The sequence below is a fragment of the Prevotella sp. P2-180 genome, from assembly GCF_002251435.1.
Classification (GTDB): Bacteria; Bacteroidota; Bacteroidia; order Bacteroidales; family Bacteroidaceae; genus Prevotella.
The window spans coordinates 121,099-146,945 of the sequence record NZ_NPJI01000034.1 but is presented as its reverse complement, the minus strand read 5'-3'; the positions used below and the strand labels follow the sequence as shown (position 1 = coordinate 146,945).

Sequence of the window (25,847 nt, the reverse complement as noted above, 5' to 3'; positions counted from 1 at the left end):
GTCAAAACATAAAAAATTATGGATAAAAAGTATATTTTACTCTCAAATTCGAATACATTGATAAAAATCCCAATAGAATGTTTGGTCTGTATTATGTCAGATGGAAGCTACTCTATTGTGTCATTGATTGACAGAACAACCTATACATTCTCATTTAATTTGCATTCATTCGAAATTTTTCTTGAAAGTCAATTAGGATTAGAGTCACAGAAATTTATTCGGGTAGGGAAGAGTCTTATCGTTAATAGTGAATATATATTTTCAATTGACATTCAAAAACAAGAAATTGTATTGTCAGATCATGAAATGAGAATTAAATTACATCAAAAGGCTTCAAAAGAGGCTTTAAAGGAACTGAAAAGTATTATTGAAGAAAGTATAAATAAAAAGCGAATAAAGATATGATTACAGAAAAAAATGAAGATCGTGTTTATGTGATAGGACAGCATACAAAACTTGTTCATAAGAAGCATTCTTTTGTTTTATGGAGTTTGCTCGCATTGTTATGTCTGATTATTGTTGTGGTGTTTTTGGGGTTGTTGAACAAAAAAAATACAAACACTCAAAATACTTCTTTAGAAGAAGTTGAGGTAATTTCAAAAGACGCTATTGCTCCAAAGTTTATGGGAAATCAAGATTTCCAAAGATTCCTATTATGGATAGGTCAAAATCTACAGTATCCAGAAGGTCACGAAACTGAAGATGCAAGAGTCGTAGTATCTTTTACTATAAGTAAGGGTGGTGATATTAAGGACATTCAAATCATATCTGAACCTCAGGAGAAATCTTTCGGAAGGCAGGTGGTTAGTTTACTGGAAAAATGTCCAAAATGGGAACCTGGACGACTGGCTGACGGCACTGCAACTGACATCAGCTATACTTTACCCGTTCGATTTAGTAAAACAAAAAAATAATACAATAATTCAAATGAACAAATTTCTTTTGTTATTTTTCTTGAGTATTGCAACGCAGTCTGTATCAGCGGATGCCAATAGTCATAACAAAGCTGATAGTCTTCTCGCTAATTTTGACTATTCTGCTGCTGTTTTATATTACCAACAGTGTATAAGTGATGATGACTCTCTTAGAGTCTTTCGTAAACTTGCCCTGTGCTATCGTAAACTTGGCGACTACAAATCTGAAATCAGTTCGCTATTACGTATCGTTCCACAAGATAGCCTTCAACATGATGATATGAGACAGATATATTATTCATATTCACGTTTGCAAGATACTATTTCTGTGGATATATGGGGTAAAAGAATATTAAAGGATTACCCGTCCGACGGCGATATTACAGCATCTGTAGCGGCTGATATGATGCAAAAAGGAGATTTTCTTTCTGCAAAGACTCTTACGCGAAAATATTTGGATAATGACAGTTTAAATTTATTTGTATGGCGTCAATATGGATATTCTTGTTATCTGCTTGGAGATTATGAAACAGCGAAAAATTCTTATATTAGATTATATAAGCATGGGTGGAATAATTATGAAGTAAATTTAATCTTAGGTATCTGTTATGGCGAAATGGACAAACGTGAAGAGGCTTACAGCTATTTACTCGCAGCAGACAAATTAAAGAATGGAAAAGACTTTATGGTTTTGAAATTATTGGCTGACAACAGCTTAAAGTTGGGATTGGCTTTCGAGAGCGCAACCTATTTAGAAAAAGCAATAAGCATTGTGCAACCGGACAGTTGTTCAATGTTTCATCTATATAAGAAGTTGGGAGAAACATATTTTGAGACCCGTAATTATGAGAAAGCATGTAATGCTTTTTGTTATGCCTCGAAAATGAACCCTGACCATGTCCTAACATATTATAATATTGCTCAAATGTACAATGGCATGAAAGATAAGGAGAACGAAATAAAATATTATAGGTTGTTCTTAGAGAAATCTGACAAATTGCCTCAAAATGAGGAGAATCAAGAACTTATAACCAATATTAAATCGATTATTGATATAATTGACAATCGAAAATATTAATAAGTGGCGTCCAAACGAGAATCTCTTACCATTTGAACGTCACTTATTTAAACGTGACTTCGATGAAATATAACTCATTGAAAACTTGGTAATTAGCGTAATTGTTAGTAACTCGTCCGTTATGCCCAACAGAAACGGCATCTCAGCCATTGGCTCATTACGGGATCGGCAATGAATATACCTTCTTTCTGGATTTCAATAAGCTCCTTCTCTACTAATGCCGTCTTTATACGCACGATATTGGAATGCGCCCCCAAGTTATACTCCTTAGTTGTAAATGTATAAAGATTGTCGTATAGATGTTTGCATAATACCCTGTTTTAATGTATCTTTGCACCGTGTTTGGTTTATATTCCGCATTGCGGAACGTACGTTCACCACTGCGGAATGTACATTCCCCACTGCGGAACGTAGATACCGCACTGCGGAACATAAAACGAATACCTGCTCTTTGGAAATGTAAACAGGTAATGCGAAAGAATCATAACTCTCTCAGCCAAATCTCTAAGAAACGGTCATACACAGAATATCCGTCAGGAGAGCGATACACTAGTTCCTTGTCAATAAGTGCAGACAAAGCACTGCTTACCGTGCTTGCAGCCTTCAGGCTGTATTTTTGGATGAAGGCTCCCTTATTTGGCGTGGCAGTCTTACCTTCCTTCGCCAGTGCTAATATACCTTAGCCAACCATTCGGAGAAGAAATAGTCGTAGATGCGGTATGCATCGTCGTCCTTGGTGATGATGTCCGATGAAAGCAGGCCCTTGGCAGCCGACTGCACCGAGCTTGCCGATGGAAGACTATGGCGCGAGATGAACTCCTGGCTCGTGATGTTCCTTGCCTCTTTGTCGCGCGCTATCGCCTGAAGAAGCATCTTCTGACGAGGAGCCATTTGCGAGAGCGTCTCTTTGTAGGTTTGCTCCTGACTCAGGATAATGCCCCGCTTTGCCTGCGGCAGCATAGACTTCACGCATTTCTCTCTCATGGGGGTCAATGCAAACAGCTCGTTCATCATCATCTGCATAAACCATGTACAACCGTTATAGTCCTCATAAACACTCCTTACAACATCCTCTTCGATGCTTCTTTCCCCCAGTTTGAACATCCTTGCGGCAAATTGGCAATAAGTATCCAATGGTATAGGGTTGAGTCCCATGGTTATCGAACTTTGATAAAACGGCTTTGACGGCGAGGTGAACATGTTTGCCATCATGTGCCGCTTGCTACCAGCGAAGATGAATGAAGTGTTGGCGCATCTCTGTATGAGTGTACGCAGCATGGCCTCAGTGTTTTTCTCCTCATAATTGCCTATCTGCTGAAATTCGTCGATGGCAACGATGCACGGCTTTTCAGCCTGTTCAAGATAATTGAATATCTCGTCGAGAGTGGTTTGGGGGGTCTTTATGTCACCAAGCCCAATGTCAAACCCCGGTTCACCGGTCATGGGATCAAGTTTGAATCCCATACGGAGTGAGCTGACAACACTGAAGAATCTCTGTTTCCATATCTCCGATTTCGGTGCAAGTTTCTCATATACGGCCTTGCCAAGCTGATATACGAATTCCGCCAATGATGTAGTGGCGTAGATATCCACAAATATCGGAAAATAGTTGTCGGCGATGTCCGATTGTCTCATACAGTGGTGTATGAGTTCAGTCTTCCCCATTCTTCTTGGAGAAATCAGGGCTACATTTCTGCCGTTTACTATCTGTTTTAGAAGGAATGCAGTCTCCTCTATACGGTCACAGAAATACTCGTCTGTTAAATATTTGCCGACGACAAAAGGATTGCTTATCATCTTGTTTGCCATATTGGTCATTTATTTTATTGCAAAGATAATAATTATCATCGCAATAAACAAACAATCAATTGATATTTAATGTTTTTTAAAAACTTTCACCATAACTCCCGACTCAAAACTGTGGATTATGCCATTCCCACAGAACGCGGTAAGAAAGAATGTCTTCAATCTCGTCGGCATAAAGCAATTCTTTCTCCAAGTACATTGCTTATCCAAAGATTTCGTGCAGTTCCTTGTTTGAAAGTTTGCCAATCCAACTCTCGCCTGTAGATACTGTGAGGTCAGCAAGATGTTTCTTTTCTTGTATCATAGCGTCAATGCGTTCCTCGAAAGTGTTTTGCGTGATAAAGCGATGCACCTGTACGTTCTTGTGTTGACCTATACGATATGCACGGTCGGTTGCCTGTGCCTCAACTGCAGGATTCCACCAGAGGTCGTAATGTATGACGTGAGTTGCTGCCGTGAGGTTGAGGCCAGTACCGGCTGCCTTCAATGAAAGTATGAAGATGCGGTCGTTGCGGTTGTTCTGGAAACGGTCAACCATTTCCTGACGTTGTTTCAATGAGCATCCACCATGATAGAACATCGGTTCTTCATCAAGAGTGGTACGGATGAAGTGCCGGAGCAAATCGCCCATCTCGCGGAACTGCGTGAAGATAAGCACCTTCTCGTCAGCATCAATGATACTACGAAGCATATCGAGCAACATTTCTGTCTTTCCCGATAAGGTTGCATCCATGCGGTTGTCCTTGAGATACTGCGTCGGATGATTGCAAATCTGCTTCAAGGCAAGCATCATCTGCAGGATGAGTCCCTGACGCTTGAAAAGAGTCTGGCTGTCTTCTCCCTCCATGTTCTCTATGACAGCCATACATTTGTTGACGGTCTCTTGGTATAGAGCAGCCTGCTCAGGAGTAAGCGATGCCAACTCGTTGCGTTCTATCTTGTCAGGCAGGTCGCTGATGATACTCTTGTCCGTCTTCAGCCGTCGCATCAGGAACGGAGCTGTCACCTTGCGGAAACGCTCTGCCACACGACTGTCTCCATACTTCTGTATAGGCTTCGCGTATGTATCGGAGAAGTCCTTTGCCGAACCAAGATAGCCCTTGTTTGTAAAGTCAATGATACTCCAGAATTCCGACAAGCGATTCTCCACCGGTGTACCACTCATGGCGATGTGACAATTGGCTGGGATGCTGCGTATAGCCTTGCTCTGTGCAGCATCGCTGTTCTTGATGTTCTGGGCTTCGTCTATGACGAGCACTTGCCATTTCTGTTTCTTCAGTATGTCGGCGTCAGAGCGCACCACACCGTATGTCGAGAGGATAATGTCAGCATTCTTGCAATCATCGTCCTTCAGGTCACGTGCCGTACCGTGATATACACCAGTGGTCAGTTGAGGAGCGAAGCGCTTCACCTCCGACTGCCAGTTGTGCAGCAAACCTGTTGGCACTACCACAAGCGCTTGCTTCTTGTCCATTGCGCCCTCTTCCTTCATTTTTGCCAAAAGGGTAATGACCTGAAGGGTCTTGCCAAGACCCATGTCGTCAGCTATGATGCTGCCGAAGCCTATCTTCATATTGCGATACATCCATGAGAAGCCTCGCTCCTGATAGGGGCGCAACTGTGCATTGATACTTTCCGGCAGAGGTATGACGCTCTGTGATGTAAATTGTCTTATGAGTTCGCGCACCTCATCGGTCAGTTCTACAGGTGCTCCCTTATACTCACCACAAAGAGCCGCTTGCAACAGTTCGCCTGGCTTTATCTTTGGTGGAGCATTCAGCACTTTCTGCAGTTTCGACATCCCCGCCTCATCAATATAGACGTATTGTTCCTTGAACCGGAGCAATCCACTCGCATGACCGAGCAATCTGTCAAATTCTTCGGGTGATAGAAACACATTGCCCACAGCTACCTGCCAGTTGAAGTCAAGCAGGTCGCCCATTGACAGGAATCCATTTGAGTCCTTTCCTTTCGATTTCAGTTTTACCGATATTTGTGGACGTATAAGTGTCTGCAATGCCTTTGGCATGATGACGTTCACGCCGAGCAGTCGCATGGCAGGAATCACTTGCAGCAGGAATGTCGGGAAAGTTTGCATCGTGAACTCAATGCTTCTCTTGCCCTTGTCGTTGATGTAAGCGTCAAGTCCGTCAACGATGTCGCACAGGATGGCAAGCTGACGCAGTATCTCCATCCGGCTTGAAGTGTAAGCCTTCTTTGTCATCACATCCTCCAGCGGATGGTCATCCGCCTTGACATTCACGGCAAAGCCTTTTTCCGTCTCGTCAATAAGGAACGTCACCTGATGCTTGTTCTGCATAAAGTATCGGTCAAGCCATGAGCGTATGCCGCCGGGGGTATTCGTTTCTCCGATACCATTGAAGCGCGAACACTCAGCTTTGAAGAACATGTCATAGAACAGTTCGTCTTTGCTCTCATGCGATAGCATAGGAACGACCGACGTTATCATCTTGCTGACAAGTTCCTTGCTCTGCCCCAGTCTGCCAATAATGCTGCGGGTGGCTTCGTCAATCATGGCAGGTTGCCATATGATGTGGTATTCTTTCTCTTCCTTAGCCTTTGCACGTCCACGTCCTTTGCTGATCACAAGGTCATAGTAAATCTGTGGAACTACGCAACCATGCGCTATCAGTTGAAGCGCACAGATGAGCACACTGCGAAGGGCTGCAATAGAATCATCATAGTCACGCAGAAAGTCAATGTTGATGTCGAGCAGTTGCTGAAGCAGAGGAAGGCGAATATCGTCAACAGATACAATGTCACGTTTGTTCAGAGCCTTGCCGCTTGTACCTTCAAACAGTTTTTGCTTATCCTGCAACACCTTTGTTGCCACCTTGCTTATGTATAACAGTTCCTTCTGGTAGGCTTGTTGGAAATCGCCATTATGACAAAACGCAGGCGACGATGGCAGAAGGTTGGACAACGGCAATGTAAGATCAGAGAGCAATGTGTAGTCGGGCATCTGTTCGGGCACATTCCTCAGTTGCATCTGTTCCGTCGTGGCATACACCGCACTAGTATTCTCCACCTCCATCATCTCTGTGGAGTCGGCAGCTGTTATGCCACGCTTCTCCAGCTCTGTCATCAGATCAACGCCATGCAGCGAGAATACGAGGAACGGATTGTTGTCAATCTCCATGCTCGTTTTGTAGATGACGGCAGCCAGATGTTTGCAAGGCACAGCCCAGTCAGGACATGAGCAGTTCATCTTCAAGTCCTTCCATTGCTTGGGGAACAATGGCATACCAGCCTCTTCAGCCATCTTTGCCAACGATTCATCCAACTGGCGGTTGAAGAGTTTGCTCAGCACGACTGGTTGTTTCTGTATCAGTTTGACGAGTTTGTCAATATCCTTCGACGAGAACTCGGGCAGTTTGATGGTCTCGCTATAGGGTGTGCGACGGCTTCCCTTCACTTTCGCGCTAATGATGTTGCCCGAAAAGTTAATCTCCTGCACCATGCCATTACGAGCGTATGAAGCGCCACGAGGTAATCGGTTACTGTAATCAATATTCTTTAGTGCACCGAGCCATTGCTCGCCCCACCATGTCTTTCCGTATTTTGTTGCCATGTTTCAAATTAATTTTCAAGAGCCGAACGAAATCATTATATCAGCCAACACAATATTGGACTTTACCAATACCGCTATCTCTTCTATAGATTGGCTCTACTGTCTGTAGTAAGATCTCTGTTAAACGTAGGATGAGTTTCCGGAATCTCAATATCCAGTTCTATCAATCCGCTCAGTTCTCCTCCTGGCACTTCAAACCAAGTCTTGCCAATCACTCCACCATCACGCTGACGAGCTACAGCATTCTGATAAGGCACAATACCTTCTTTATCGCATACAGTAGCAGCAAAGGCTACGTTTTCGAGATAGTCAAATGTCTGCTTCATTATTATAGTATTATTGTTTCTAAATCCTCTGGCACAAACACATTGCCATTGTAATGCGCCTTTGCTTCTGCAGTATAGAGCTCCTTGCGGCGATCGATGTTCTTGTCCTCGGTGTGATAGATAACAAGATTCTTTACGCCTAATGCTTCTGCTTGTTCGGCAGCATCCTTGACCGTCACATGGCTCTTCTCGTAGGGCTTGAAAATGTCGCGATGGGCATACAGACAGAAGGATTCGGCAAGTAACCAATCGGCATCTTTTGCATATTGCTCGTTGGCGGGATTGTATGGTTCATCACCAAGACAACACAGACGCTTGCCGTCAGGAAGAACGGCAAGGAATCCAAACTGCTTCTCCTTGGTGGAGAGAATGTCAAAGCTAGTGAGGTTGAGATCTTCTATGGAGAGAGAGTCGCCATCCTTGATCTCATGGAGTAATACGATTGTACCAATCTGCTTCTGAAGCTTCGCAGGCAGCATCAACTCAATCATAGTGCGCAGAACGAGCAGCGATTTGTCATGTCCGTAGATGTGCAACTGACTATCCACCATACCACGCAGAGCATACTGGATAAAGATACGCAACACCCATAGCACACCGATGATGTGATCCGTATGCGCATGAGTAATAAAGACATGGTGTACATCGCCGAGCTTGATTTCGGCCTTCTCCAGTTGCGCAAGAATGCCGTTACCACCACCAGCATCCACCAAGAGCATCGTCTGAGGCGTATGGATGGTGAAGCACGTATTGTAGCATTTCGTCACCAGTGCACTGCCAGTGCCGAGCATTGTTAGTTTACAAGTATCGTTCATGTTTTGCCTCAATTTAAAATGTTCTTGCCTAATTCGAATGCTTTCTGCTTGTCTTCCTCGAAGTGCTCGTCACGGTATTTGTGCTTAGCTTCTGCATCGAAATAATCCATGTCGTAGTCGGCATAATTCTTGACCTGGCAGGTGTTGTACACCTTCAGGGACTTTACCGTACAACCATAGATGGCGGCGAGAGAACCCTCTATTTGGTAGCACATCGGGCCGTATGCCGTTTCGCCCCATTCATTGGGAGCATTCATGGTGTAGATGAAACCGATAGGCTTCTTGGCAGCAAGTGTCTTCAGCGCTCCTGTAGCAGGATCAACTTGATAGCAAAGGCTTGGGAAGAGGAAACGCTCAAGGAACGAACGCATCATACCTGTCACGTCACCAAAGTAGATGGGTGCGCCAAGAATAAGGGCATCTGCCTCCTTGCACTTTTCGAGGATGGTGGTCAATGCATCCTTATACGCGCACAACCCATTGGCTTGGCTACCTTTACGCTTGCATGACAAGCAGCTGACGCAACCTTTATATTCGTAGTCATAGAGGTTGATGAGTTCTGTTTCCGCACCATCTGCCTTTGCTCCTTCAAGTGCTGACTGAAGCATGATGGCTGTATTCCAATTCTTACGGGGACTTCCGTTGATTGCTATTACTTTCATTTTTCTAAACTTTTTTTATGAACTTAGCTGGTACACCACCAACAACAGTTCTTGGTTCTACATCCTTTGTTACAACTGCTCCTGCTGCAACAACGGCTCCTTCACCGATGGTGACACCAGGACAGATGGTTACGTTTGCACCAAGCCACACCTTATTTTCAATACGAATCGGCTTGAAAGTCATGTCGCCACGATGTTCAGGATCGGGATTGTGATTGATAGTACAGAGTGTTGCATTGTGTCCTATAAGGCAATCATTGCCAATGAAGATGCCTCCTTGATCCTGGAACTTACAACCGCTATTGATGAATACCCGCTCACCGATATGGGTATTCTTTCCACAATCGGTATTGAAAGGAGGAAACATGCCGAATGTCTCTGGTACGTCAATGTCCCAAAGGTCGGAGAACAACTTTCTAAGCTCCTCTGGCGTGTGGTACTTATTATTTATCTCCATGGTAATGCGAATAGCCTCTTGTGCCATCTGGTGCATGAAGAGGTGTGGTTCGCTACCGTTCTCGACAGGGTTCCCTGCTGCTATGTAATCTCTATATTCTTGTACTGTCATATCTATTCAAAAGCAATTACGGCGCATGTTCCGCGCTCGCATTTCAGTTCGATGTAATATTTGTTATCATCCACATAAACAAGGGGAGTGAGTTCTTCGCCCTGGTATGAAGCGCCACGAGGTAGTCGGTTACTGTAATCAATATTCTTTAGTGCACCGAGCCATTGCTCGCCCCACCATGTCTTTCCGTATTTTGTTGCCATGTTTCAAGTTCTTTTCAATTTCAGCAAATTACCGGCAAATCTATGATACGCTGACTGCTATACGTCTGCACATTCGCTCCTTCGCCAAATGCCTCCTTATGATCTTCTATGAATTGTTTGTTGTTCATCATGTGTCTGATTATCTGCCACTTTGTCAATCTACCTCTTTGCGGTCGAGACCGCTGAGTTCTGCGATTTTACCTGCGTTAAGAGGCTGACCTGCCTCTTTCATTGTTGCTAATACTTTTTCTTTTGCGTCCATTGTTTTAACGATTTAATGTGTTATTATTATATTGTTATGCTGTTCAAAGCCTTGCCGTCCTCAGCCAGATATTTCTCATCCACATATTGTGTTATCAATTCATTCAATTTATTGTCATAGACTCATTTGTTGCTTCTTATTTCCAATGTTATATCCATATACGACCGCTTGCCGTCTATATAGTCGGCATAGAGCATTTCTTCGTTTCTGCCTTTCAGAATATGGCATTTGCCGCATAGTTGGCTCCGCCTTCCTCTGTCACGACTCGGCATAATCCAAACAAGTTTGGCTTCTGCTCTGGCTAAGCTCTACTTTTGTCCTTCGCCAAAACCCAGCCTTCGTCCTCAGCAGTTCGTCTATGTTTATTGGTAATGCCATATATTTCTTTCCTGTTCAGAGTCACCTCATATTGTTCAGTATTCACGTGTATCTGACATTTCGGTGCAAAGGTACGATTTTTTATTGAGAAACGATGCGATTTCCATAAAAATCGCATATAACAAGACAAACAAATATCTTGCATGGCTGGCATCATGTGGCGAATGTTTTGTTACCTTTTAAAAAAACGCGGCAAAGGTAAACAATTAATTTGGAATACGCAATACGTCATCGTGGAGACGCTTACTGGCTATCAGCCGCACAGAGAAGAACGACGAGGTGGTGAACCATCAAATTTTGTACTTCTTGGTCCGCAAGGCACGTATAAGACGTCGTTTATGAACAACCTGCTGCCGCCCGAACTGCGACGGTATTTCTGCGTGAAGACCAACTCGCAGCGTATGACCAAGGACGATGCCTTCGCTCGTCTTTGAAGTCGATCATATCGACAACCCGTGGAAGGCCAACATCAACTATGTCGGCGTGTATTCTCAGATCCGTCATCTTCTCGACTCCGGATTCCGCTACTGGTTCGACTCCGAAGAGATAGCGAAGCTCAACACCCGCTACCGCAAGCCTGGCGAAAACGAGAAGGCCGTCTATCTCACCGCCTCCGACATCGTCGCCCGCTTCGGCAGCCAGGTACGCCTGTCGCCAGTGCAGGTCGGTAAAGCGCTGCAGGACATGGGTTTTGTAAGCTATCGTAGTCATAATGGCAAGTTTTGGAAGTTGTTTGAGCGACCAGCCTCTGACATCGGATCTGTCATGCCTGATGACGTAGATATTCCGAAGGAGGGCATGCCGTTTTGAGGTCCATGGCGTGTGAGATGTGTTAGGTTGCGTAAGATTATATATATTATTTTCGCGTAATTGAATTAAAGGGTTACTATATAGTAGGGCTTCAATAGAAATTATAAAAATGTTAGTATATAAACCCCACACACCCCACACACCTCACACGCCTGTCACGGAAAAAGGCAAGTTATCTTTTGGAAGTTATGAGATAACACCTCATTAACTCCCCGTCATAACCCCCTTAATCTTTAAGCTTTCAGCTTTTAAGATTTTAATCTTTTAATCTATAATATCTTTAAGGGTTTACCCTTTTAAAATTTTTAATTTTTTAATCTTTAAAGTAACTACTCAGGTAGGTTTGCCGTACTCATATTATGACGAAACACATGCCAAGAGTCGCAAGGATTCTTGTACAAACAACGTACACCCTGACGTTATTCTTGACGCTGATGAAGCATTGCGAAATATTCTAGGAAGACTAACAAAACTCGAAGATGAAGTAGCTCCGATAAAGACTGAGAATAAGGAGTTGAAAAAGCGTAATGGATACCTTGAGTCGCAACACAGACAAGATCTTGCAAAAATCAAGAAACAGAATGCGGAAATCTGCACACTTAAGGCTCGTCTCGACAAATTGGAGAAACCAAAGAAAGATAGCCACAACAGCAACACACCTCCGTCTAAGGAAGATATTGCAGCCTCCGAGGAGAGAAAGCGTACAAAGTCATTGCGTGAGCCATCTGGCAAGAAGTCAGGAGGTCAGCCAGGACATAAGGGAAGTACTTTGCAAAGGGAAGAGAGAGCTGATTTTTATGTAGAGGTACCATTGGACAACTGCCCGGACTGCGGTGAAGATTTGTCAAATGTTTCGGGTATTCAGAAGATGACTCGCCAGATGATAGATATAAACTTCCCGGCTCCAGTCATAACCCAGTACTCCATATTGGAGAAGGTTTGCCCTAATTGTGGGCATACTGTATGAAGCGAGTTTCCGGAAGGTGTAAATGGAGACGTATTCTACGGCCCGAATGTACAGGCCCTGGTTGTATATCTTTGTGAAGAGCACGCTGTATCATACCAGCGTATCAAAAGGCTCATGAATGATATGTTCCATATAGACATGAGTGAGGGTACGATCAACAATATAGTGCAAAGGATGACCAAGCGGGCAAGAGCACTTTACGAGAGAATCAAGTCAAAGATAGGCAAGTCTCCAGTAGCTGGCGCAGATGAGACGGGTATAGATAATCTCGTTTATCTGACAGAGTTGCAACCTGAAAACCAATGGCCCAAGGACATGCTCAATCTCATAACAGACGCAATGAAGCAACGCAGAGAAAAAGCATGGGACGAAATAGACCGTGAAGGGTTGAAAAAACGACTGGACGAACTACTTGACGGACCTCTTGGAACTGATGACAAGGAGTTTGCTGGTATGCAGAAGGGATTGTCTGGTAAAAAGGACTATATCTTCACTTTCCTTGACAACCCTGATGTCCCATATGACAATAATGCAAGTGAACGGGCAGTTAGACCGGCAAAGACGAAGCAGAAAGTCGCAGGACTTTTCCGTACGTTCCTTGGAGCCGAAACGTATGCAGTAATACACTCCGTCATTGATACTGCCAAAAAGCAAGATCTTTCTCCGTTCCGTGAGTTGCAATTAATAGCACAGCTCAAACCGAGCATGCTGACATTATAAACAGCTTCATATTTTGTAAAAGAACGATTTACTCTCGTTGGTTGCAACGAGGGAAGTTGTGCATGGGGGAGTACGACAAACCTACCTGAGTAGTTACATTAAGTATTAATAGTTGTTAATTAAGCGCATTTTTCTTATTACAGTTCATTAATCATTAAGAAAACAAAAAAAACGGCGATATCGGTACAGGGGACAGGTCACCCTTGAACCGCCACAGAAGTATACGCTCATCAGAGAACGAATAATTTCGCTGTACTGGTATCCGATGATACTGCGGCATCTCTGACCAAGTGTCTGGTCGATAATAGGTGAAAGCATGGAGTCAAATTGCTCCATGATTGAAAAAATTCCTCCAAAAGGTGTGAGTTTTTCAGATTATATTTGTACCTTTGCCATGTCTTGTTACGATTTACGCTTGTTTTGAATTGCAACACTAAGATAAGTGAAAAATCTGACATGGCAAAATCCTGAACAACTTTTTGTTGCTCAGGAACTTATAAATAAAATTAAATCAAAGTGTTGCGGAATGAAGGTTTGATATAAATAATACGAAAACTTCAGCTATATTTCAGATAAATACGCTAATTTTGCAACCAGTGAAATATCAATAATAACAAAATCGCAATGACATACAAGAACCAGATGGGGATTTTCCCTTACAAGACAGCAAGCCACATTTCGCTATTGAAATATACCAAAAGCGCATGCGGTGTGGACTTCATGCTCAATACCGCCGACAGCAATGAAAGACAAGGGTGGTTTAACCTGCATGAGAGGTATAAGACCGACTTCTTTGAGTTTTATTTTTTCCGCCAGGCATCAGGATTTATGTTCCTTGACGGAGACAAAATCGTACTGCACGACAACTGCGTTCTGATTATCCCTCCGTTCAAGCGGCAGGAATGGCACGTGCAGATGGAAGAGCTTGATTACACCTTTCTTATATTCCAAGAAGAGTTTATCTATAACTTTATCTCCGACAAATATTTTATGTACAGGTTGCTGTATTGCTATCAAAGCGACAACCCGCCATGCTTCGGTATGGATGCGGAGCAAATGAGGTTCTTCCTTACGCTGCTCCAAAAAATGAAGTCGGAACTATTGTCGCCTGTCGCTGACAGTTACCACATGATTGTGGCCTATTTGTATGAGTTCCTGTTGCTGCTGAACCGCTATTACGCCAAGATGTTCAACCTGCCCTTGCGCCTTCCGCTTAACAATTACGCTTTCAGGTACAAGGAACTGTTGGAGAAAAATATCCGTCAACACATTCGGGTAAACGATTATGCCTCAATGATGGGCATCAGCAGAATTGCCCTTAACAAAGCCGTGGAAAACGAATTCGGAGTGACTGCCGTGCATCTTTTGAAACAAAGGCTGTTGCAGGAGATAAAGAACGATTTGCTCTTTTCAGATTTATCCGTAAAGGAAATAGCCTATAAATTGCAATTCTCAGCTCCCAATCACCTGATGCGGTTCTTCAAGCAACAGACGGGAACGACTGTCGGGGAGTTCATGGAAGAGGTCAAGAATAATGGGGTTTCATAGCCAGATTATCAATATGGTAGTAGTTGATTCTGTTTTGGTATCTGCTAAAAGGTTAAAACGCAATACCTTTGCAGGCAGAAATAAAATCAATGAATATGGAATTATTAAACTCATTATTGTTCATGCTCAACGAGATGTCACCATACATCTTGCTGGGATTCTTCATCGCCGGACTGATGCACGCCTTTGTGCCTCAAAAGACGTTTGCCCGCCATTTGGCAGGAACAGACTGGCGTTCTGTAGTGAAATCGGCAGCTGTCGGCATTCCCTTGCCTTTATGCTCCTGCGGTGTGCTGCCTGCAGCCATCTCCATGCGCCGCAATGGTGCATCGCGTGCGGCATCCACTTCTTTTTTGGTAGCCACTCCGCAGACCGGCCTTGACAGCATTGCCGCGACATGGTCGCTACTCGGCCCGGCATTCGCCGTCATCCGTCCTATCGCCGCGCTTGTCACCGCAGTGCTCGGTGGAATAGCAGTCGGAAGGTCGGAGCGCAAAAACGCTGTACGTATCTGTTGCCAACCGAATGTAGAGAATGTAGCAGAGCACAAGGGATTCGGGCGAAAGTTGCTTAACGCCTTGCGCTATGGGTTCATCGACCTCGTAGGAAGCATCGGAGGCTGGCTCGTTGCCGGTCTTGTCATCGCCGCACTGATAACGGTATATGTGCCTGCGGATTTCTTCGCCGTCATCGGCAGCAAGCCTTTGTTGTCGATGGTTACGGTACTGGTAATCGCCATTCCCATGTATGTATGCGCCACCGGCTCCATTCCCATCGCCTTGTCACTGATGATCAAGGGACTGTCTCCCGGAACGGCACTGGTATTGCTGATGGCTGGACCCGCAGCAAACTTTGCTTCGTTCACGCTCATCTCACGAGAGATGGGACGCAAATCGGCTATTATCTATCTGGCATCTATCGTGGTCGGAGCAATGACCTTCGGGCTGATAATCGACTATGTACTTCCTGCCGACTGGTTCACGATTGGAAACGCACAGGCTATGGCAGGAAAAGAGCATGCGTTCAGCCTGCTGTCCACGGCAAGCTCTGCCGTTTTGGTCATCCTTTTGGTAGTGACTTTCATTAAAGGGCATAAACATAACCATATAACAGTTTCAGCAATGACAAAGGAATATACAATCAAGGGTATGAACTGCTCGCACTGTCAGGCAACAGTGGCAAAAAGCATCAGTTCGGTAAAGGGAGTAAAACAAGTGGACGTGAATCTCTCCACGGGTATAGCCACGGTCGAGGGAGAACATAACGCGGAAGATGTGGTGTCTGCCGTCAGAAATGCTGGTTTTGATGTTGTCTCTTAAAAAATCAAGTATGTTATGGATAAAGAAAGACTACTTGACGTATTAAAGAGCAAGATTGAGGAAGCTGATGCCATTGTGGTGGGAGGAGCTTCGGGTATGTCGGCGGCTTCGGGATTCAGGTTTTACTACCAAGACGATGATGTGTTCAGGCAACTGGCTGGTTCGTTAAGAGAGAAATACGGGTTCAGGAACATGTTCGACGGCTTTTATAATCAACGGATGACAAAGGGTGAACACTGGACGCTGCAACTTCGCACCATCAAATACGTGTATGAATGCGAAACAGGCGAAACCTACACCGATCTTGCCGAACTGTTGGAAGGAAAGAACTATTACATCGTGACTACCAATCAAGACGCACAATTTTACAGGGTGTTCCCGGAGGATCGGATTACCCGCTTGCAGGGCGACTGGCGGTATTTCCAATGCAAGGAGTGCTGTCATGATACTATCTACTACAACAAGGACATGGTCATGGAACTGAACGATAAAATGGTGAACGACTGCCTGCCAAAGGAATACATTCCCCGTTGTCCTGTCTGTGGCGGGGAGATGGATGTATGGGTCAGGTCACGTGAATTCCTGCAAGGCTGTTTTTACAAAAAGGAACTGCAACGATATATGAGTTTCCTGCAAGCCAACTCCCAGCGCAAGACACTGTTTCTGGAATTGGGCGTGGGCATGATGACCCCGATGTTCATAAAGGAGCCTTTCATGAACATGGTGTACCAGTGGCCTCATGCTACCTATGTACCGATCAATCCGCAGCACGCCATCATTCCAAAGGAAATAGCCGGCAAGAGCCTTGCCGTGAACGAGGATATCGCTTTTGCGTTGAAATCCTTGTTGGGCAAGCCGACAGATGGTTTGAAACGAGAAGAACAAAGTACTATTTTCAATCCAAGCAGAATATATTGACCATGAAAGAACTTATCGAAAAGGCCTGTCACGCGTTGCGTCAGGCAGATGCCATACTTATCGGAGCCAGCAACGGACTGTCTATAGCCGAAGGCTACAACATTTTTGCCGACAATGAAATGTTCCGTTCGCAATTCGGAAGTTTCCGTCAACGGTTTGGCATACACAGTGTTCTCGACGGCTGTTTCCACAACTATCCGTCGGAATTCGACCGCCACGAGTTTTTAAGCCGATTGGTGGAGTATTGGGTGAAAGACTACCGCCCTTCGCAGGTGATGGACAATCTGCGTGCGATAATCGGCGACAAGCCCCATTTCATCCTTACCACCAATGGCGACATGCATCTTGAGTTGTCAGGATTTGACCCCGCCTGTGTGTGGGAGATTGAAGGAACATTCACTCATCTGCTTCAAGGGAAACAGCCCGACAACAAGCAGGGCGTAGTGAATAGCTTTCTCTCGCAATATACGGGCAAACGCCTTGTAGTTTTGGAACTGGGTATCGGAAGTCGCAACCGCATCATCAAACAACCTTTGATGCAGCTTGTGGAACATGAACCAAATGCCACCTACATCACACTCAACCTACCACATGAGCTGTATATCCCGGAGGAAATAGCCGGCAAGTCAATAGCATTGCCCGGCGACATCGCCATAACGTTAAACAGATTGCGGCAATGATTGTCCCCTCCGATGAAGGAATTTAAATCTACTACCATTGCATCACCTAATATTGGGTGACGCAATGGTATATTGCAAGTTGCGAACAATCTTCTATACATAAATACCGTAAAAATGAAACATCCATATAAAGAATATGAGACATCCAAGCTTTGGGAATATCCAACGTTTCAATGCCTTATAGATTCCATCTTCATCGACAGAATCCGTGATATAGTCAGCGACATCCTTCAGCGGTTCGTTGGCGTTGCCCATGGCAACGCCGATACCTGCTTTCTTGATAATGGACATGTCGTTGCCTCCGTCTCCGAAAGCCATCGTTTCCTCTATTTTGATGCCATGACGGGCAATGATTACAGAAAGCCCCATACCCTTGTCCGCACTTTTCATAGTGACATCCGCAAAGTCTGGATGCCACCTGCATGACGTGCAGTCCGGGAGGCTCCGCATAATCAGTTCCTCGTCCTCCTGTGAAATTACGGGAGTGAGTTGTAGAACGGATTGCTCTAAGACAGATTCCACAGGCACATCTTCACTCAGTCCGTGCACGTTAAGCATTTGCCGGAAAATGCGGTCGGCACTTTCGTTGTCGTGATACATAACCAAATCATTCTTGCCAACCACCATACAGGCAAAGTTCATTTCATCAGCCAAAGACAATACTTTTCGTACATTCGCTTCTGGTATCGGATGAAATGATATAATTTCCTCTCCCTCGAAACAATAAGCACCGTTTACGGTAATATACCCGTCCACCAAATGACTAATCTCATTGATATTGTCTATCAACTGGCGGGGACGTCCGGTAGATATATAAACTTTGATGCCCATATTTTTCGCCATAGTTATGGCTTCTACTGTTGATTGGGGAATCTTGTGAGTTCTGAAACTCACCAATGTCCCGTCTATATCAAAAAACAATGCTTTAATCATATATATATAATATTATACTTTACCTAATTTAATGATGATGCTCTTCTCCGTAGCCACCGGTGTCGATGTGGTTGTGGTGATTATGCTCATGACTGTCGGATTTTCCGAAGGTATAGGTGACTGACAGACGTAATGTGCGACCTCCCGACCATTTGCGGATTGACCGCGTGTAGCCGTTTCCGTAAATGACATTGTTCGTCTCTTTTGAGTTGAAAATATCCTTGCAGAGAAGCGATATGCCCCAGGAACCGATATTTTTGCGTGCCCCAGCTTCGACATCCCAATCGGATTCCAGCGTGCCCTGTGCGGTGATACGTCGCGAGTTATAACGGCCAGTGGCTTGGAAAGTCAGGTTGGAAGTGGGCTTAATCCCTTTCCTGTCTAAGAAATTTTCTATGTCAATACTATTCATTTATACTTAATTCTGCAACACTATTATAAATAACTGAGTCCACTTGAAAAAGTCAAGATTCAAGTGGACTCAATTCTTTACAAATCCTCTACCTTTTCACCGTCTTCAGGAATAAAGACGCGGTCTAAAATTCCTGCCACTTTCGCACGTTTTCTCACCATTTCATGCGTCACGCTATTATGGTTCACGCCTTCAAGATGCGTCACAAATATCTTTGAATCAGGTGCAGCTGCAGCAACTTTTACCACATCTTCATCGTTCATAATAACGCGTCCACCCAAGTGAAAGCCATTGCCACCTGCATTAAGGGTGATAACCTCGGGGCGAAAACGCTTCAAATTGCGCTTTACACCAGCATACCAGATGGTATCTCCGGCGTGATAGAGCGTCTTTTCTTGTGGATGAGTGAATACATAACCCGCTGTATGTCCGGCAGGATACTTCATGATGAAATTACCATGCTGGCTTTCGGCCTTTTGTATGCTCACTTCCCCAACCCTTGTATTGTCGCTGACAACTTCCACATGATTAAATCCATGCGACATCACCACCTGCCGATTGTTTTCGTCTTGCACAAAAAATCGCATATCTTTAGGTATCATTTCATAGGCCGCCTCATCGATATGGTCATCGTGCAGATGGGTAAGCAATACCGCATCTACACCTTTTAGCATCTCTTCTACAGGAAAAGGTAGTTCATGAAGTGGGTTGCGCAGGTGTTGATTTCTACTAAAGGGGAAAGGAGGCATGCAGCCTTTCTTTCCCAACATGGGGTCGATCAGAATTTTCTTTCCCCCATATTCAACGATTATCGTTGCGTTTCTTACTTGCTGGATATTCATTTTTATTAAAGTTTAACATTGACTTCCAACATAATAGCATCCTTCAGAGGTTCATCATCATCAGAGAACGAATTTGCCTTATATTGTACGCAAAGCACGAGCATTTCGCTGCTGCCTGTGTTCTTGAAAGCACGTTTGCCATTGGGCGCAATTCTCACGATGCTTCCTTCTGAAACGGGAAATCGTTTGCCATCTACATCGAAAATGCCTTCACCTTTAAGAATGAAGTAAAGCTCTTCGTGGGTTTTATGGGTATGGCGTGTGCCATAATCCTGCCCAGCTGCAAGACTTTGGAAAGACAATTCTGCACCTGTTGCTTGTAGTGCATGTCCTGCAAACATCTTTCCCGGGATAGAGAAATTGCCCATAGCCAACTCATATTCCTTAATTTCATTCAACTTACCTACGTTCACCGTGGTGAAGTTCTCACCTTTTTCTGCAATTTTAATTTCTTTCATAATGTTATTTGTTTTGATTACGAGTGCAAAGGTAGTGCATAAAACAAAGAAACATTCTACCATTAATAATATATATACTACCATTTTGATAAACCATTAATTATTTCCTCAAATCCGCAACTAAGCCCTTCAACGTCCTTCTTGCGTGTACACGTCCTCTCATTACTGAATTATCACCTAGATTCCGCAGCACTTTAGTTTAAATTTCTTTATAAGTTCCTGAGCAACAAAAAGTTGCTCAGGATTTTGCCATGTCAGATTTTTCACTTACCTTAGTGCTGCAAATCAAGACAAGCAAAATCATCAATGACATGGCAAAAGTACAACAAAGATCTGAGAAAATCACTGCTTTTGGCGGAATATTTTTCGTTTTGGACAAATTTGACTCTATTCTGTCCTCTGTGATAGACTCACACTTAGGACTTCGCAGCACTCTGATTGGCTATCAGTACAGCGAGATTATACGTGCGATCTTTTCCGTGTTCTGCTGTGGCGGCGACTGCATGGAAGACCTCAACCTATATCTGAAGGACGTGCTTACCGAGCGTCCGCATACGCGTGTTCCAAGTGCAGACACGGTGCTGCGCGGCATAGAAGAACTGGCAACGGAGAACATATCATACACGGTAGAAAAGACGGGCAACGTCTATGATTTCAACACGGCTGAGAAACTGAACCAACTGCTCATCAAGCTGTTGCTGGCCACAGGTCAGCTCGCGGAGGGAGGCGAGTACGACGTGGACTTCGACCACCAGTTCCTTGAGGCGGACAAGTATGACAGCAAGCGGACCTACAAGGGCTTTGACGGCTACAGCCCCGGCGTGTTCACCATCGGCGGGCTGATTGCCTATCTTGAGAACCGTGACGGCAACGCGAACGTGCGCTTCATGCAGGCAGAGACTCACCGGCGTTTCTTCGAGATGATGAGGTCGTTCGGCATTCATGTCAGGAGCTTCCGTGCTGACTGCGGCTCCTATAGCGAAGACATTGTGAAGATGGTCATGGAGCATACTGACAAGTTCTACATCCGTGCCGAGCGGTATGCAGGTCTGTACGAGAAGGTGAAGCGGCAGACAGGCTGGACTACGGTGGAGATAGGATTCCAGCAGTACGACGTGCAGTCGTTCCCCTTCGAGAGTTTCGAGGACGCAAAGCATTGCCGCCTCGTCGTGCAGCGGCAGCGTAAGCAGAATGGCGAGCAACTTGACCTCTTCGACGGTGAGTATACATACCGCTGCATACTGACCAACGACTGGGACATGACCGACGAGGAGATCATACAACACTACAACAAGCGGGGCTCAGCAGAACAGGTATTTGACCGCCAGAACAACGATTTCGGATGGGCACATCTGCCAAAGTCGTTTATGAACCAGAACACCGTGTTCCTGCTCCTAACCGCCATGGCGGCAAACTTCTACCGATACATGTGGCATTGCCGCTTATGGCTGTCCTCTTTGGAATCAAGGCCACAGACAGAGTCAAGAGTTTTCTGTTCAGATTCATCGCCGTCCCTGCCAAGTGGATCAGAACGGCACGACAATACAAACTCAACATCTACTCCAACAAACCATACAACATAATTTGGGAGCACGGATAGATTAACACTCTTCATTGATGCTTAGGTCAAAGCCTCTCGACCTTACGGGGTAAGGGGAAGGTGTCTGCATACAAGTCAAGCTCAAGCGTTTCTAAGCCCAGAGTCAGACAGAATCGTCATAAGCAAGGACTAAATCAGACACTCGAAAAATTATCTGCGGATTTTAGGAACTTTTATAATTGTTTTGTTATAGTTAATTCCTTTATATATTTTTCTCATTTACCAACATGTAAAAAAGCAGTGCCCAGTCCTGGTCGTTGGCGTATGCATCGGCATAATGGGCTGGCTCATCGTTGACACGGCGAGGGAAGACGAAAGCACAGGTGGCACTACCGTCCTCACGGAAGAGCGAGAGGTTACCACGCACAATATTCTCGGCACGCTGTTGATAGTCCTGAATGCTCGTAGCCTTGGCATAGTAGTGATAGGCGGCAGCGGTGATACAGCTCCAATATTGGGGATAGACATCGCCGTAGGTCTGACGCTTGCCGAACCAATATCCGTCCCAGTGACGGATGGCTATCTCGTGCTGATGGTAGTTGGGCTGCCGTGCGCTGAGTGCTCCAAGTGCAGGCATCATACCTTGTGCTGCCTTGAGATATTTCTGTTCTTTTGTCGCTAAATATACTTCGCATAGGAACTGCACAGCAGGAGCGATGATACTTTGCTCGTAGTTTACCTCGAAGCTTGGGAAGTTCAGACCGTTCTTTACGAAAATATCCGCTGTGGCTTTGAAGTCCTGAAGAAGCATGTCGCGTTCGAAAGTCAGTCCCGTCTGTTGCAATGCCTGCAGACCTGTCGTTACGGGATAGTCGATGCAATAGAAGCCATATCCGAACTGACGATAGAGCGACTGCAAAGTAGCATAGCCGTCACGTGCATACTGCGCCTCGCCAGTCAGCATAGCCATGCGGAAATAGAAGTCAGCTACCCAGGCATAGTTGTAGCCTCGGTTCTTGCCGCCATTGACGTTTGATTTTGTCCGATAGTCGGGATATTGCAGCCGCTCGCGTACGAACTTAACATAGCGTTCCAAGGCAGATAGCAATTTCTCATTTCTACTTTCTTCTTTTTCAATTAGGCCGTATGCCGCAAGCGCTATACCTATTCCCAAGCGTTCACGACCTTCATTGAGGTCGCTGCGTCCCTGGTCGTTGGTCAGTATCGAGTCACCCTCATTGTCGAAAATCATAAAGGCTCCGTAGCGAGAGTCGGATTTGTCCTGCATCTGCTGTCGTTCGAGGATGAAGCGAATGCGCTTCTCAATCAACTTTTGTTCGTCACTGATGCCTAACAGAAGGGCGTGAGTACCTTTGTATTCAATATCTATGTCGCCCGTTGCCGTTATCTTCCGTCTGACCGTCTTCGTACCTCTACTGGTGGCGAAATCGACCTTGGCTGTCTCGCCTACGGCATGGACATATTTCTCGCTCCTGACCACCGTGCCGCCTCGTCTGAGCAGTTGCTGGTCGAAGTCGCCGCCCTGATGGGTAAAGATGCGCCACGTCAGGCGGTAGCTCTGGCCGGGCTTCAGCATCATGTCAGGCGGACAAAGGGCAAGGACGCCACGGAAGTTTGACATACCCTTCTTTTGTCCGCGCTCCCATACGTCATAGTCGGTAATTTCGCCCTCGGTGACCATCAGTCCAAGGTGCGGGCCCACACCGTTCATCCGCAAAGCGTTTACCCATGCACCGCGTCCGTTGGCATTGATATGTGCGTTGCAGCGTTGCGTCATGCAGGTCTTGGCATCGGGATAGTTGTCGTTAAACGGCGTGTAGATGCCGACGTTCTTCAGCGACACCTTGCGCTTCGACGTGTTTGTGAAGGTATATGTCTCGACGATGTCGCTGCCGTCCTGCCGACGTTCTGTATTGACGGCAATTTCTCCGTCGGCTTCATAGTAGGTCTTGCCCCACTGGTACTGACTGGTGACCCACGGATACTGCGTTCCGTCGGTAGCAAGTGTCCACGTCATCGGGTCGCCCTCTATGGTGATGCTGCCATCAGAATAGCATACGCGCTGTGCTGCTATTATCTGGCAGCACAAGAGGCAGAAAAGAAAGAATACAAATTTCTTCATCGTTAGTATTTCCTAAATTCCGCAGCACTTTAGTTTAACTTTCTTCATAAGTACCTGAGCAACTTTTTGTTGCTCAGGATTTGGCCATGTCAGATTTTTCACTTGCCTTAGTGCTGCATTTCAAGACAAGCAAAAACTTCAATGGCATGGCAAAGGTACAAATAAAATCTGAGAAAATCACTCCTTTTGGAGGAATATTTCACGTTAGGGAGCATTTTCCCCGTTTTGTGGGTCCGGTAATCGAGACTAAAGAAAACCAGCAGCATCAAAGCCTTCGTCTTCAAGTTCATCAGCGTGCCCGCAAAGTGGACAAGGACTGCAAGGCTATATCAACTGAATATCTAAAGTTTCCCACACCCACAGAAGTAGCTGTAGTGGGGATTGACTCTTTTTTCTTCTTTAACTTCCTTTTTTCGCTTCGCTCAAGGAAACTTCTTCTTTAACTTCCTTAACTTCTTAGAGTTGAGCACGTGCGAAACTTAAACGATTGACTGAATCCAGTGATACTCCGCCGAGGCATTGAAACACGGACACGCCTTGGGCACTGCACCGGGCATTTCCGTATGACCACGGATAAGGGCTGCGGGGAAGAGCCGGTGGAGTTTCACGAGAATCTCCTGTAGCTGCTCACGCTGTTCCTTGGTGCGCGTGTCCTTCGGCTTGCCGTCGGAAGATAAGCCGCCCTCGTAGCAGATGCCTATGGAGCAACGGTTGTAGGGGCGGCAGTGGGCACCCACCTCAAGCAGATGGCGGTGTTGTGTCACCTCGCCGTTGCGGCGGATATAGAAATGGTAGCCGATGGTGCGGAAGCCACGTGCCTTATGGTCGCGCAGCATCTGTTCCACGGTGTAGTCACGGTCCTCGCGCGAAGCCGAGCAGTGGACAATAATCCACCGCACCGACTTCACATCGTTCATAAACAGCCCTGCCTCATGGTTCTTCAGCAGGTCACGTTCCGAAGAAGGTTGAAGGCAATGAAGCTTCCTTCGACTTTCTCGGCTATACTTTCCAATGCCGCAAGTCATGGAATCGAAAGCAAGGCCTGTGCTTCACGAACTTTCTTCCTGCCATCAGCAAGAAATCGGTGAAGAAGCTGCATGAGAAGATGAAGGAGTGGAAACTGCATTCGCATCTTGACTGGAAACTCCATCAGGGGGGGATAGAGATTGAGAGCCAAGTGCGAGGTTGGTACAATTACTATAACAAGTTTGGCAAGACCGAGTTTGTCAAAGTGATGAACCACCTAAACATGGTGCTTGCCTATTGGATACGCAGGAAATACAAGCGTTTCCATCGCAAGCCCATTGTCAAGGCTTTCGGTTGGCTGCAAGAGATAGCGAGCAAAGACCGCAGTCTATTATATCATTGGCAGAGAGGTCAGACCCCAAGGTTATGTCTATGCACAAAGAGTTGAGTGTGAAGAGCCGTATGAGGGGAGACTTTCACGCACGGTTCTGTGAGAGGGTGAGGGTGAAACTCCCTCGCTCTACTCGACCCTGACCCTTGTGAAAGCATCTAAGTGCGAAGCCAGCCTCAAGATTAGAACTCCTTTTAGGGTCGTCGCAGACTACGACGTTGATAGGCAGCAGGTGTAAAGACGGCGACGTCAAAGCCGAGCTGTACTAATTGCCCGAAAACTTTCTGGCGAGAACATTCTCTCCGTGCTTTCAGTTGTTATGGCTATCCTTAGTTAGAGTTTTGTAATACATGTTTCGTGTGACGAGTGTCAACCCATACCGCCTCTTAAGGTAAAGCTAGGAGGTGAGCAAAGAAACATCAGGTGGTTATTGTGGTGGGGTCCCACCTCTTCCCATTCCGAACAGAGAAGTTAAGCCCACTTACGCCGATGGTACTGCAATGCAATGCGGGAGAGTAGGAAGCCGCCTTCTTTTTTAATCATGCGAAGCCCTGAAAGTAGAAATACTTTCGGGGCTTTTTTCTGTTAGTACTTTG

Annotated in this window: 27 protein-coding genes, 1 rRNA gene, 3 pseudogenes and 1 other annotated feature; of the genes and pseudogenes, 16 read left to right on the top strand and 15 right to left on the bottom strand. The window is 45.4% G+C overall.

The genetic code is table 11. The features are described 5' to 3' along the window. The first annotated feature begins 18 nt into the window (after positions 1–18). From CIK98_RS05845 to CIK98_RS05835, 3 genes are read left to right on the top strand one after another with little or no spacing between them, the layout of a single operon-like run. On the top strand, positions 19–405 hold the full coding sequence (locus CIK98_RS05845) for a LytTR family transcriptional regulator DNA-binding domain-containing protein (RefSeq protein ID WP_094383323.1): 387 nt from the start codon (positions 19–21) through the stop codon (positions 403–405). After that, positions 402–914, top strand: coding sequence for a TonB family protein (locus CIK98_RS05840; RefSeq protein ID WP_094383322.1), 513 nt, complete (start codon positions 402–404; stop codon positions 912–914). The genes CIK98_RS05845 and CIK98_RS05840 overlap by 4 nt, the downstream gene beginning before the upstream one ends. A 13-nt stretch (positions 915–927) precedes the next feature. Beyond that, complete coding sequence (locus CIK98_RS05835) at positions 928–1,992, top strand: hypothetical protein (protein WP_094383321.1); 1,065 nt, start codon at positions 928–930, stop codon at positions 1,990–1,992. Between the two features lie 669 nt (positions 1,993–2,661). On the opposite strand, the gene CIK98_RS05830 is transcribed toward CIK98_RS05835, so the two are convergent. The 8 genes from CIK98_RS05830 to CIK98_RS17990 all read right to left on the bottom strand — a co-directional run bounded on the left by CIK98_RS05830 (position 2,662) and on the right by CIK98_RS17990 (position 10,498). Next, complete coding sequence (locus tag CIK98_RS05830) at positions 2,662–3,801, bottom strand: ATP-binding protein (RefSeq protein ID WP_094383330.1); 1,140 nt, start codon at positions 3,799–3,801, stop codon at positions 2,662–2,664. A gap of 199 nt (positions 3,802–4,000) precedes the next feature. Further along, the gene (locus CIK98_RS05825; protein WP_094383320.1) at positions 4,001–7,390 is read right to left on the bottom strand and encodes an SNF2-related protein; all 3,390 of its coding nucleotides are present in this window, start codon (positions 7,388–7,390) and stop codon (positions 4,001–4,003) included. A gap of 83 nt (positions 7,391–7,473) precedes the next feature. Then, complete coding sequence (locus CIK98_RS05820; RefSeq protein ID WP_094383319.1) at positions 7,474–7,716, bottom strand: hypothetical protein; 243 nt, start codon at positions 7,714–7,716, stop codon at positions 7,474–7,476. Positions 7,717–7,718: 2 nt separating this feature from the next. After that, positions 7,719–8,531 (bottom strand): MBL fold metallo-hydrolase, encoded by an 813-nt coding sequence (locus CIK98_RS05815; RefSeq protein WP_094383318.1) that lies wholly within the window; start codon positions 8,529–8,531, stop codon positions 7,719–7,721. Between the two features lie 8 nt (positions 8,532–8,539). After that, the gene (locus CIK98_RS05810; RefSeq protein WP_094383317.1) at positions 8,540–9,193 is read right to left on the bottom strand and encodes a flavodoxin family protein; all 654 of its coding nucleotides are present in this window, start codon (positions 9,191–9,193) and stop codon (positions 8,540–8,542) included. Positions 9,194–9,197: 4 nt separating this feature from the next. Then, positions 9,198–9,761 carry a DapH/DapD/GlmU-related protein gene (locus CIK98_RS05805; protein WP_094383316.1) on the bottom strand — a complete coding sequence of 188 codons (564 nt, stop codon included), beginning with the start codon at positions 9,759–9,761 and terminating at the stop codon, positions 9,198–9,200. A gap of 2 nt (positions 9,762–9,763) precedes the next feature. Beyond that, positions 9,764–9,964 (bottom strand): hypothetical protein, encoded by a 201-nt coding sequence (locus tag CIK98_RS05800; protein WP_094383315.1) that lies wholly within the window; start codon positions 9,962–9,964, stop codon positions 9,764–9,766. 384 nt (positions 9,965–10,348) lie between these two features. Beyond that, positions 10,349–10,498 carry a hypothetical protein gene (locus CIK98_RS17990; RefSeq protein WP_172409833.1) on the bottom strand — a complete coding sequence of 50 codons (150 nt, stop codon included), beginning with the start codon at positions 10,496–10,498 and terminating at the stop codon, positions 10,349–10,351. Between the two features lie 339 nt (positions 10,499–10,837). Between CIK98_RS17990 and CIK98_RS05785 the strand changes: the two genes are divergently transcribed. From CIK98_RS05785 to CIK98_RS18895, 5 genes and pseudogenes are all read left to right on the top strand, one after another. Continuing rightward, positions 10,838–11,038 (top strand): hypothetical protein, encoded by a 201-nt coding sequence (locus tag CIK98_RS05785; protein ID WP_141210421.1) that lies wholly within the window; start codon positions 10,838–10,840, stop codon positions 11,036–11,038. A 49-nt stretch (positions 11,039–11,087) separates the two neighbouring features. Next, positions 11,088–11,414 (top strand): hypothetical protein, encoded by a 327-nt coding sequence (locus CIK98_RS05780; protein WP_141210420.1) that lies wholly within the window; start codon positions 11,088–11,090, stop codon positions 11,412–11,414. 343 nt (positions 11,415–11,757) lie between these two features. After that, positions 11,758–12,381: a DUF6444 domain-containing protein gene (locus CIK98_RS05775; RefSeq protein ID WP_094383311.1), complete on the top strand. Its 624-nt coding sequence runs from the start codon at positions 11,758–11,760 to the stop codon at positions 12,379–12,381. Between the two features lie 45 nt (positions 12,382–12,426). Further along, positions 12,427–12,633 (top strand): annotated as a pseudogene (locus CIK98_RS18900) (transposase); the annotation flags it as partial. A 63-nt stretch (positions 12,634–12,696) separates the two neighbouring features. Continuing rightward, positions 12,697–13,101 carry a transposase gene (locus CIK98_RS18895; RefSeq protein ID WP_371683244.1) on the top strand — a complete coding sequence of 135 codons (405 nt, stop codon included), beginning with the start codon at positions 12,697–12,699 and terminating at the stop codon, positions 13,099–13,101. A 204-nt stretch (positions 13,102–13,305) separates the two neighbouring features. Here the strand turns inward: CIK98_RS18895 and CIK98_RS05765 are convergent. Continuing rightward, a pseudogene (locus CIK98_RS05765) lies at positions 13,306–13,437 on the bottom strand (IS1380 family transposase); the annotation flags it as partial. 288 nt (positions 13,438–13,725) lie between these two features. On the opposite strand from CIK98_RS05765, the gene CIK98_RS05760 reads away from it, so the two are divergent. From CIK98_RS05760 to CIK98_RS05745, 4 genes are all read left to right on the top strand, one after another. Further along, a complete protein-coding gene (locus CIK98_RS05760) occupies positions 13,726–14,649 on the top strand; it encodes an AraC family transcriptional regulator (protein ID WP_253249653.1) in 924 nt (307 codons plus the stop codon). Between the two features lie 95 nt (positions 14,650–14,744). Then, positions 14,745–15,968 (top strand): SO_0444 family Cu/Zn efflux transporter, encoded by a 1,224-nt coding sequence (locus tag CIK98_RS05755; RefSeq protein ID WP_172409832.1) that lies wholly within the window; start codon positions 14,745–14,747, stop codon positions 15,966–15,968. 15 nt (positions 15,969–15,983) lie between these two features. Next, positions 15,984–16,886 (top strand): NAD-dependent protein deacetylase, encoded by a 903-nt coding sequence (locus tag CIK98_RS05750; RefSeq protein WP_094383308.1) that lies wholly within the window; start codon positions 15,984–15,986, stop codon positions 16,884–16,886. Positions 16,887–16,888: 2 nt separating this feature from the next. Further along, the gene (locus CIK98_RS05745) at positions 16,889–17,566 is read left to right on the top strand and encodes a hypothetical protein (RefSeq protein ID WP_094383307.1); all 678 of its coding nucleotides are present in this window, start codon (positions 16,889–16,891) and stop codon (positions 17,564–17,566) included. 93 nt (positions 17,567–17,659) lie between these two features. Here the strand turns inward: CIK98_RS05745 and CIK98_RS05740 are convergent, their stop codons facing one another. The 4 genes from CIK98_RS05740 to CIK98_RS05725 form a co-directional block, all read right to left on the bottom strand. Continuing rightward, positions 17,660–18,499 (bottom strand): Cof-type HAD-IIB family hydrolase, encoded by an 840-nt coding sequence (locus CIK98_RS05740; RefSeq protein WP_094383306.1) that lies wholly within the window; start codon positions 18,497–18,499, stop codon positions 17,660–17,662. A 28-nt stretch (positions 18,500–18,527) separates the two neighbouring features. Then, positions 18,528–18,911 carry an outer membrane beta-barrel protein gene (locus CIK98_RS05735; protein ID WP_094383305.1) on the bottom strand — a complete coding sequence of 128 codons (384 nt, stop codon included), beginning with the start codon at positions 18,909–18,911 and terminating at the stop codon, positions 18,528–18,530. Between the two features lie 77 nt (positions 18,912–18,988). Then, a complete protein-coding gene (locus CIK98_RS05730; RefSeq protein WP_094383304.1) occupies positions 18,989–19,753 on the bottom strand; it encodes an MBL fold metallo-hydrolase in 765 nt (254 codons plus the stop codon). Positions 19,754–19,758: 5 nt separating this feature from the next. Further along, the gene (locus tag CIK98_RS05725) at positions 19,759–20,211 is read right to left on the bottom strand and encodes a cupin domain-containing protein (RefSeq protein ID WP_094383303.1); all 453 of its coding nucleotides are present in this window, start codon (positions 20,209–20,211) and stop codon (positions 19,759–19,761) included. Between the two features lie 311 nt (positions 20,212–20,522). Here CIK98_RS05725 and CIK98_RS05720 point away from each other — a divergent pair. Continuing rightward, positions 20,523–21,811 (top strand): annotated as a pseudogene (locus CIK98_RS05720) (IS1380 family transposase). Positions 21,812–22,013: 202 nt separating this feature from the next. Here the strand turns inward: CIK98_RS05720 and CIK98_RS05715 are convergent. Further along, positions 22,014–23,894, bottom strand: coding sequence for a hypothetical protein (locus CIK98_RS05715; protein WP_094383302.1), 1,881 nt, complete (start codon positions 23,892–23,894; stop codon positions 22,014–22,016). An 86-nt stretch (positions 23,895–23,980) separates the two neighbouring features. On the opposite strand from CIK98_RS05715, the gene CIK98_RS05710 reads away from it, so the two are divergent. Then, positions 23,981–24,337 carry a hypothetical protein gene (locus CIK98_RS05710; protein ID WP_094383301.1) on the top strand — a complete coding sequence of 119 codons (357 nt, stop codon included), beginning with the start codon at positions 23,981–23,983 and terminating at the stop codon, positions 24,335–24,337. A 36-nt stretch (positions 24,338–24,373) separates the two neighbouring features. On the opposite strand, the gene CIK98_RS05705 is transcribed toward CIK98_RS05710, so the two are convergent. After that, the gene (locus CIK98_RS05705) at positions 24,374–24,811 is read right to left on the bottom strand and encodes an N-acetylmuramoyl-L-alanine amidase (RefSeq protein WP_172409834.1); all 438 of its coding nucleotides are present in this window, start codon (positions 24,809–24,811) and stop codon (positions 24,374–24,376) included. A gap of 167 nt (positions 24,812–24,978) precedes the next feature. On the opposite strand from CIK98_RS05705, the gene CIK98_RS05700 reads away from it, so the two are divergent. Further along, positions 24,979–25,308, top strand: coding sequence for a group II intron maturase-specific domain-containing protein (locus CIK98_RS05700; protein WP_094383299.1), 330 nt, complete (start codon positions 24,979–24,981; stop codon positions 25,306–25,308). Beyond that, positions 25,300–25,528: a sequence feature (23S ribosomal RNA rRNA prediction is too short), on the top strand. It overlaps the preceding gene by 9 nt. A gap of 142 nt (positions 25,529–25,670) precedes the next feature. Beyond that, a 5S ribosomal RNA gene (gene rrf / locus CIK98_RS05695) occupies positions 25,671–25,783 on the top strand. Positions 25,784–25,847: the final 64 nt, after the last annotated feature.

Coding starts and splice junctions, on each gene's coding strand:
- CIK98_RS05725 (WP_094383303.1), bottom strand. CDS start 20,211: ATGAAAGAAATTAAAATTGCAGAAAAAGGTGAGAACTTCACCACGGTG.
- CIK98_RS18895 (WP_371683244.1), top strand. CDS start 12,697: ATGCTCAATCTCATAACAGACGCAATGAAGCAACGCAGAGAAAAAGCA.
- CIK98_RS05745 (WP_094383307.1), top strand. CDS start 16,889: ATGAAAGAACTTATCGAAAAGGCCTGTCACGCGTTGCGTCAGGCAGAT.
- CIK98_RS05760 (WP_253249653.1), top strand. CDS start 13,726: ATGACATACAAGAACCAGATGGGGATTTTCCCTTACAAGACAGCAAGC.
- CIK98_RS05845 (WP_094383323.1), top strand. CDS start 19: ATGGATAAAAAGTATATTTTACTCTCAAATTCGAATACATTGATAAAA.
- CIK98_RS05840 (WP_094383322.1), top strand. CDS start 402: ATGATTACAGAAAAAAATGAAGATCGTGTTTATGTGATAGGACAGCAT.
- CIK98_RS05815 (WP_094383318.1), bottom strand. CDS start 8,531: ATGAACGATACTTGTAAACTAACAATGCTCGGCACTGGCAGTGCACTG.
- CIK98_RS05750 (WP_094383308.1), top strand. CDS start 15,984: ATGGATAAAGAAAGACTACTTGACGTATTAAAGAGCAAGATTGAGGAA.
- CIK98_RS05830 (WP_094383330.1), bottom strand. CDS start 3,801: ATGGCAAACAAGATGATAAGCAATCCTTTTGTCGTCGGCAAATATTTA.
- CIK98_RS05735 (WP_094383305.1), bottom strand. CDS start 18,911: ATGAATAGTATTGACATAGAAAATTTCTTAGACAGGAAAGGGATTAAG.
- CIK98_RS05715 (WP_094383302.1), bottom strand. CDS start 23,894: ATGAAGAAATTTGTATTCTTTCTTTTCTGCCTCTTGTGCTGCCAGATA.
- CIK98_RS05705 (WP_172409834.1), bottom strand. CDS start 24,811: ATGAACGATGTGAAGTCGGTGCGGTGGATTATTGTCCACTGCTCGGCT.
- CIK98_RS05740 (WP_094383306.1), bottom strand. CDS start 18,499: ATGATTAAAGCATTGTTTTTTGATATAGACGGGACATTGGTGAGTTTC.
- CIK98_RS05810 (WP_094383317.1), bottom strand. CDS start 9,193: ATGAAAGTAATAGCAATCAACGGAAGTCCCCGTAAGAATTGGAATACA.
- CIK98_RS17990 (WP_172409833.1), bottom strand. CDS start 10,498: ATGCCGAGTCGTGACAGAGGAAGGCGGAGCCAACTATGCGGCAAATGC.
- CIK98_RS05730 (WP_094383304.1), bottom strand. CDS start 19,753: ATGAATATCCAGCAAGTAAGAAACGCAACGATAATCGTTGAATATGGG.
- CIK98_RS05755 (WP_172409832.1), top strand. CDS start 14,745: ATGGAATTATTAAACTCATTATTGTTCATGCTCAACGAGATGTCACCA.
- CIK98_RS05805 (WP_094383316.1), bottom strand. CDS start 9,761: ATGACAGTACAAGAATATAGAGATTACATAGCAGCAGGGAACCCTGTC.
- CIK98_RS05800 (WP_094383315.1), bottom strand. CDS start 9,964: ATGGCAACAAAATACGGAAAGACATGGTGGGGCGAGCAATGGCTCGGT.
- CIK98_RS05825 (WP_094383320.1), bottom strand. CDS start 7,390: ATGGCAACAAAATACGGAAAGACATGGTGGGGCGAGCAATGGCTCGGT.
- CIK98_RS05835 (WP_094383321.1), top strand. CDS start 928: ATGAACAAATTTCTTTTGTTATTTTTCTTGAGTATTGCAACGCAGTCT.
- CIK98_RS05820 (WP_094383319.1), bottom strand. CDS start 7,716: ATGAAGCAGACATTTGACTATCTCGAAAACGTAGCCTTTGCTGCTACT.
- CIK98_RS05710 (WP_094383301.1), top strand. CDS start 23,981: ATGTCAGATTTTTCACTTGCCTTAGTGCTGCATTTCAAGACAAGCAAA.